The 5,790-nt window shown below is 69.7% G+C and carries 3 protein-coding genes; 1 reads left to right on the top strand and 2 read right to left on the bottom strand.

The genetic code is table 11. The features are described from left to right. Both ACFOX0_RS33765 and ACFOX0_RS33760 read right to left on the bottom strand, forming a co-directional pair. On the bottom strand, positions 1-2,167 hold a 2,167-nt coding region (locus ACFOX0_RS33765; RefSeq protein WP_377553683.1), incomplete at its 3' end, for an RICIN domain-containing protein. Positions 2,168-2,349: 182 nt separating this feature from the next. Then, entirely contained in the window at positions 2,350-4,074 is a 1,725-nt protein-coding gene (locus ACFOX0_RS33760) for an amylo-alpha-1,6-glucosidase (protein ID WP_377553682.1), read from the bottom strand. Between the two features lie 233 nt (positions 4,075-4,307). Between ACFOX0_RS33760 and ACFOX0_RS33755 the strand changes: the two genes are divergently transcribed. Further along, on the top strand, positions 4,308-5,790 hold a 1,483-nt coding region (locus ACFOX0_RS33755), incomplete at its 3' end, for a GH39 family glycosyl hydrolase (RefSeq protein ID WP_377553681.1).

Genomic DNA, 5,790 nt, shown 5'->3' with positions numbered 1-5,790 from the left:
ACTTGTTGCCGTACACCTGCAGTTGCTTGCCGGTGGTGGCGGTCCAGCGTTGGCTGGTGGCGTTGCCGCAGTCCCAGAGTTGGACCTGGGTGCCGTTGCTGGTGCTGCCGTTCGGTACGTCGACGCACCGGCCGGACTGGCCGCCCACGATCTGCTGGCCGCCGGCCGGCGGCGGGTCGGTCGGACCGCCGGTCCCCTGGGGTCCGGCGTTGGCCATCACGGTCTGCGCGCCCGACGGCCAGTTACCGTTGCTGACCGTCGTGTTGCCGTAGACGGTGTTGCCCCAGTCGCCGTTGGTGACGTTGGTGCTGCCGTTGGTCGACCAGTTGTTGGTGACGGTCCAGTTGCCCATGTTCTCGCCACCCCAGTAGTTCGCGGTGGCCCAGGTGCCGGTGTTCGAGAAGACGTTGTTGCTGACGGTGTAGTACTTCGAACCCTCGTCGAAGTACACGCCGAAGTAGCCGTTGGTCCGCAGGCAGTAGTTCTCGTTGATCACCGCGCTCGGGTTCCAGCCCAGGGTGTAGATGCAGCCGCCGTCGTTCATCTGCTGCATCACGTCGTGGATGTAGTTGCCGATCACCCGGTTGTTGGAGGCGGTCGTCGGCGTGCTGTACCGCGGCTGGTAGTTGTACAGGCCGCGGTTGGCGTAGTTGTTGTTGCCGCCGGCGTCGTTGGCACCCCAGCCGTACCCGATGGACATGCCGGAGTACGGCAGGTTGTAGATCTCGTTGTGGCTGACCGTGGCGTTGGTGACATAGGTGGGCAGGACCGAGGAGATGCCCCGGTAGTCCACGCCGATGTCGTGGATCCGGTTGTTGCTGATCATGATGTCCCGGTTGGTCATCCGGGAGTCGCTCGGGTGGTGCGCGTCGGCCCGTACGCCACCGATCAGGACGCCGCCGGCGGCGTTCCGCGCGATCTCGGACCGGGTGACGGTGATGTTGCTGGCTCCCAGGCCCACCCCGGTGCCGTGCGCGTTGGCGTCGTTGCCGATGCCCACGGCCGTCTGGCCCAGGTTGACGAACTGCGAGTCACTGAACGTGATGTTGTTCGCGGCCGACACCTGCACCGCGGCGGGCATCTGGTACCAGTTCGGCCGGGCCGCCTCGAACTGCTGGCAGCCGGACGAGCAGGAGCCGAAACCGGGCCACGACCAGTTCCCGGCGATGTACGAACCGGTCTGCTGGTCGACGTAGCCCTGGCTGCTGCTCGGTCCCAACCAACTGGTGCCGGTGAACGTGATACCGGTGAACGCGATGTGGTGCGCGGGGCTGGCATAGCTACCGCCCACCTGCACCAGGGACTGCACCACCGGCAGTTCGACGTCCACACTGCTCATGTTCTGCCCGGAGCGCGGGATGTAGTAGAGGGTCCCGGTGCCGGTGTTGAGGTACCACTCACCCGGGGAGTCGAGGAACTCGTACGCGTTCGCCAGGTAGAACGGGCCGGCCCGGAACGGGCTCATCAGGGTGTCGTAGCCGAAGTTGTTGTTGTTCCACGCCGGCTGCTGCATGGTGATCATGCCGCCGCTGATGCTCTGCACCGGCGAGTACCGGTCGGTGAACGAGTTGACCCCCTCCACCTCCACCCGGTTCTGGTTGGCCAGGTTGTTCAGGTAGTTCAGGTTTCCGTTGTTGATCCGCAGGCCGGTGGCGGACGCGGCGAGATCCGAGCGGTTTACCTGGGTACGCGCCCGGGTGGCCAGTTGACCGTCGACGTACAGCTGTCGGGCGTCCTGTCCGGCGCCGACGGTGGCCTTCCAGATGTTCTTGCCGGAGTCCGCGACGGACCAGCCGGTCACCTGCTTCGCCCCGCTGATGGCCGGGTGCGCGCCGGGGGCGGCCCGCCACCGTACCGTGTGGCCGCCGGTGCCGGAGTCGGCCGCGCCGAACGTCAGGGGCGAGGTTACCCGGTACACGCCGTCGGCCAGCTGTACCTCGATGTCGTCGGACATGCCGCCGACCATCGAGCGCACGGCGGACTGCGCGGCCGACAGGGAACACGGCGCGGCCGCGGAGCAGGCGGTGCCCGTACCGGTGGGGGAGGCGTAGAGGGTGGTGGCGGCGGCCGAGGCGGCCGAGGCGGAGACGGCCACGGCGACGCCGGCGACCGCCGTCGCCAGCGCGAGGCCGGCGGCGCTCGGCCGTCGCGGGACGGATGCGTTCACAGGATCTCCTCAGTCGAGGGGTGTGCGGTGCGACGGTGCCGGCGCGAGGAGCGGGAGACGGGGCGCGACGCCGACGACGGGCCTCGGCAAGGCGACGCATCGACCACCATAGGTATGACGTCATATGTTAAGGCGGGATGACAGGGGAATCAATATAGGGGTGAATCGATGATCTTGCCCGTTCAGCTCCGCGCGGTCGCCCGCCCGGCCCGCCGCTGGTGGTCGTCGGCGGCCAGCAGGAGATAGCTGCTGGCGGTCCAGGTGTACGCGCGGTCCCGCAGTCCCGCGCCGGTCTTGGCGTCGAAGTTCTCGGCGAAGCCGGACCCTTCGCACAGGACCCGGAACCGTCGACTGACCTCGTCGGCGAGCCCGGTGTGCCCGGCCCGGCGCAACCCGTCCTCGATCAGCACGGTGGTCGGGGCCCAGATCGGACCGCGCCAGTAGCCGTCCGCGGCGTGGTGCGGTGAGTCGAGCGGCTCGGTGGCCAGCCCGTGCTCGGTGAGGTGGCCCTCGATGCGCCGGGCGAGCGCGGAGCCCAGCTCGGCCGGCAGGTCGTCGCCGAGCACGATGGGCATGAGGTCGAGCAGGCTGGTGCTGGATCGGGTCCGGCCGGTCCGCGTGCTGCGGATCGCGAACCGGTCGCCGGTCCACAGCTCGCGCAGCAACGCCCCGCGGACCTCGGCCGCGATGCCCGTCCAGCGGGTCGCCGCATCCGGGCGGTCCAGCTCACCGGCCAGTTCCGCGAGCTGCCCCAGCTGGATCACCAGGAAGGCGGCGAGGTCGGCCGTCTCGACGACCCGGTCACCGTCGAAGGTGGTGGCGTTGTCCCACCCGCTGTCGTTGCCGTGCTCGTAGTACGGCAGGTGCCGGCCGGGCGCCCGGCGGTGGTCCAACCAGAACGTCGTCCAGCGGCTGAGCCGGTCGTACACCTCGGTCAGCTCGTCCCGGCGCAACGGCCGGCCCAGGCGCCGCCGCAACTGCCGCAACGCCCAACCGTGGACGGGCGGTTTGACGAAGTTGTAGAGGACCTCCGAGTGCGTCACCGAGTCGGGCAGCGCACCCACCGCGTCCTGGTGGTCGAACGGCAGGTGGAACTGGTGCCAGGCGAGGTCGCCGTGCCCGGCCGCGAGCGCCAGCGCGTTGAAGCAGTGGTCCCAGCTCCACACCTTGTTCATCCAGTGCTTGGACATCAGCGTGGCGGGCCGGGTGACGAAACCGGCCGGTGCCACCGTGGCCGACCACATCACATAGCTGGCCAGTTCCGCGGCCGGCGTGTCCGGGCCGCGCCACGGGGCGACCGCGTCGACGAACGCCGCGAAGTCGGCCGCCCCGGCCTCGACCAGTTGGTCGAAGTCGACCCCCGTGGCGTACGGCCGGCGGCCCGTCGCGTACTCCTCGATCGCGATCTCCCACGGCCGGTCGGCCGGCAGGACCAGGCCGCGCGCGGCGGCGCCGAGGGCCTGCGCACCGACGGTCTCGGCGGTGCCGGCCAGCACGGTGACCCGGTACCGGCGGCCCGTCTCGTACGAGGTGAACACGGCCGAACCGTTTACGGGGTCGTCGTAGAGGTAGGTCCCGCTGAACGGGGTGAGCGTGGCGGCGGCGGCCGTGATCCGCAGGCCGAGCCCCCGCCCGCGCAGCCTGAGCGCCTCCGGTCCCGCGTAGGTGAGGTCCACCCGACCGTCGGCGCCGTGCCAGCACAACAGGGCCGGCCGGGCCGTGATCGTGGCCTCGGCCGACGGCACGAACCGGAGCACCGGGTGCATCCCGTTGCGGTGCGAGACCAGGTGCAGGTCCTCGGCGTAGGTGTTCTCGGCCAGTACGGGGGAGACGCTGAGCCAGGAATCGCGGTGGCTGAACGGGATCTCCCGTACGGAGAACGCCGGACGGGAGGGGGCGACGGTCATCTGCGATGGCTGCCTTTCGGAAGGGGTGCGGCGAACCGGTTCGACCGAACGTAGGCCGGCCCGCCCGCCCGGTCAAGCAGCTCGATTCGTCGCCCGAGTGGTGGTCCGCGAAACCTGACCGCCGTATCCCGGTAACGGCATTGACATCTATGAACGTCGAAGCTTAGGCTGCCCGGCGAATCGATTCGCTAGGTCGTCCTCCGCAGATCCGCCACTGCCCTAAGGAGTCGCCAGTGAACATCCCCCATGTCAGGGCACCATGGATCCGGGGCCTCGCCGCCGGGTTCGCGGCCGGTGCCGTTGCCGTCCTCTGTGTGCTCACGGTGGCCGCGCCTCCCGCGCAGGCCGCCGACGAGTCGCTCACCGTCAACTTCTCGGCCGCGCTGGGCACACCCACCTACCGGGGGTCGGGCTGGATCTACGGGATGACCGAGAACGGTCAGAACCCGCCGGACAACTTCTTCCGGGACGTGAAGTTCCGGGCGATGCGGGCCGGCGGCGCGCAGCTGCCGGGCCAGGGCTGGGTCGGCGGCGGCTACGACCGACGTTGGGCCGCCACGGCCGCCCAGGCGAAGCGGACCGCCGCGCTCGGTGGCACCTTCGTGCTGCTCGACCACGACCTGTGGGGCGCCGACGGCGCGTCGATCAGCCGGTTCCCGGGTGACAACGGCGACTGGAGCGACTACGACCGGTTCCTGGACCGGCTCTTCGCCGACGTGCGGGCGGCCGGGATCACGGTGGAGTGGGACATCTGGAACGAGCCGAACATCACCCTGTTCTGGAACCGGCCCATCTCCCAGTACTTCGAGCTGTGGAAGCGCACCTACCAGCGGATCCGGACGGCGTTCCCGAACATGCTCATCGTCGGCCCGAGCTGCGCCTGCGTGCCGGGCAACGGCGGCTTCTGGACGCAGTACCTGGACTACGTGAAGGCCAACAACGTGGTGCCGGACATCGTCAGTTGGCACTCGCTGCCCGGCGACCCGGTCTCGAACGTGGCGACGGCGAACTCCACGCTGGACTCGCGCGGTATCGCCCACCCCCGGCCGTACCAGATCAACGAGTACGCCTCGTCCAACGAGCAGAACCCGGCCGGCGGTGCGTGGTACCTGGCCCGGCTGGAGCGGGCCGGCGCCGACGGGCTACGGGCCAACTGGGCCGGTGGTCAGAACCTGCACAACGACCTGGCCAGCCTGCTCACCCGCAACTCCGGCGGGCAGTACCAGCCCAAGGGGGAGTGGTGGGCGTACCAGTTCTACGGCTCGATGACGGGCCAGATCGCCTCGGTCACGCCGAGCGCGTCCTACGACGCGTTCGCCACCAGGGACGCCGGCTCGGCCAAGATCCTCGTCGGCGGCAACAAGACGACCGGTAACGTCGCGGTCAACCTGCAACGCCTGGACGCCACCAGCGGCATCGTGGTGAACAACCAGGTGCGGGTGGTGGTGCAGAACATCCCGTACAACAACGGCGGCGCCGTGTCCGGCCCGGTCACCGTACGGGACAGCGTGGTGACGCTGTCGAACAACGGCACGACGGTCAACGTGTCGCACGCGAACATCGCGGACACGTCCACCATCACGCTGCTGCCGCCCGGCGGCGGTCCGACCACGCCGCCGACCACCCCGCCGCCGGCCGGCGGCCAGCAGATCGTGGGCGGCCAGTCCGGCCGATGCGTCGACGTACCGAACGGCAGCACCAGCAACGGCACCCAGG

It is taken from the genome of Micromonospora zhanjiangensis (assembly GCF_042650605.1).
GTDB classification, from domain to species: domain Bacteria; phylum Actinomycetota; class Actinomycetes; order Mycobacteriales; family Micromonosporaceae; genus Micromonospora_J; species Micromonospora_J zhanjiangensis.
Note: the sequence above shows the minus strand (reverse complement) of the source record. Positions and strands in the feature narration are given on the sequence as shown.